This is a genomic window from Legionella quateirensis (assembly GCF_001467955.1).
Taxonomy (GTDB): domain Bacteria; phylum Pseudomonadota; class Gammaproteobacteria; order Legionellales; family Legionellaceae; genus Legionella; species Legionella quateirensis.
In genome coordinates this window covers 1-1,320 of sequence record NZ_LNYR01000040.1, presented here as the reverse complement: position 1 = coordinate 1,320, position 1,320 = coordinate 1, and the positions used below count along the sequence as shown (strand labels likewise).

The window sequence follows — 1,320 nt, the reverse complement described above, 5'->3', positions numbered from 1 at the left end:
TCCGTAACTCCGCCGGAAGTCACCGTGTAGGTAAAGCTGGTACTGCCGTTGTAATTGGCGGTTGGGGTAAAGCTTAAGGTGCCGTCATTATTTAGCAGCACTGTGCCGTTGGCTACCGTTACGGTGTTGCCTGCGGTAATGGCCGTGCCGTTAATGGCAGTGATGGTATGGCCTGCATTTTCAAAGGTATCGTTGGCATTCACGTCAAGATTAGCCACCGTGTCTTCATTGAAGATAGCCGCATCGTTGGCAATATCGACGACTGGATTGACTGTAATGGCAATGCTATCCGTATCGCTTAAGGTTCCGTCACTGGTAACTACCGTCAAGCTGTCTGCACCGTTGTAATCAGCAACCGGAGTATAAGTTAAACCATTCAAAGCGGTGGTGATGTTGGCTGGAGATCCCACCAGAGTTACCGTTCCTGTTCCGTTATTCGTAATGGTAACCCCTGCTGTTGCCAGTGCCGTTAAGCTGCCGTGTGCCACGGAAATCGTGGTGGTCACAGATGCACTGTCTACATCGGTAAGGCTTATCGCATTGCCATTAGCAGAGCTAAAGACTCGAGTCGCATCTTCATTAATCGTTTGGGCGCCAGGGACGCTGTTAATTGGGGCGTCGTTGACCGGATTAACTGTCAGATTCACCGTAGCCGTTTCAGTCACTCCGCCGGAAGTCACCGTGTAGGTAAAGCTGGTACTGCCGTTGTAATTGGCGGTTGGGGTAAAGCTTAAGGTACCGTTAGCATTTAACAACACCGTGCCGTTGGCCACAGCCACTGTGCCACCCACAGCAATGGCCGTGCCGTTAATTGCAGTAATGGTATGGCCTGCGTTTTCAAAAGTATCATTGGCATTTACGTCAAGATTAGCCACCGTGTCTTCATTGAAGGTAGCTGCATCATTGGCAATATCGACGACTGGATTGACTGTGATGGCGATACTGTCCGTATCACTTAAAGCCCCATCACTGGTGACGACCGTTAAGCTGTCTGCACCGTTGTAATCAGCAACCGGAGTGTACGATAAACCATTCAAAGCGGTGGTGATGTTGGCTGGAGATCCTACCAGAGTCACCGATCCTGTTCCGTTATTCGTAATGGTAACCCCTGCTGTTGCCAGTGCCGTTAAGCTGCCGTGTGCCACGGAAATCGTGGTGGTCACAGAAGCACTGTCAATGTCAGTCAGGCTTATCGAATTGCCATTAGCAGAGCTAAAGACTCGAGCGGTGTCTTCATTCGTCGTTTGGGCGCCAGGGACGCTGTTGGTTGGGGCGTCGTTGACCGGGTTCACGGTCAGATTCACCGTAGCAGTTTCCGTA

General features: G+C 51.0%; 1 protein-coding gene. It reads right to left on the bottom strand.

The window, feature by feature from the left end; all coding sequences use genetic code 11:
* Window positions 1-1,320, bottom strand: a 1,320-nt coding sequence (locus tag Lqua_RS14035) for a beta strand repeat-containing protein (protein ID WP_157076149.1), incomplete at both ends; no start/stop codon positions are given.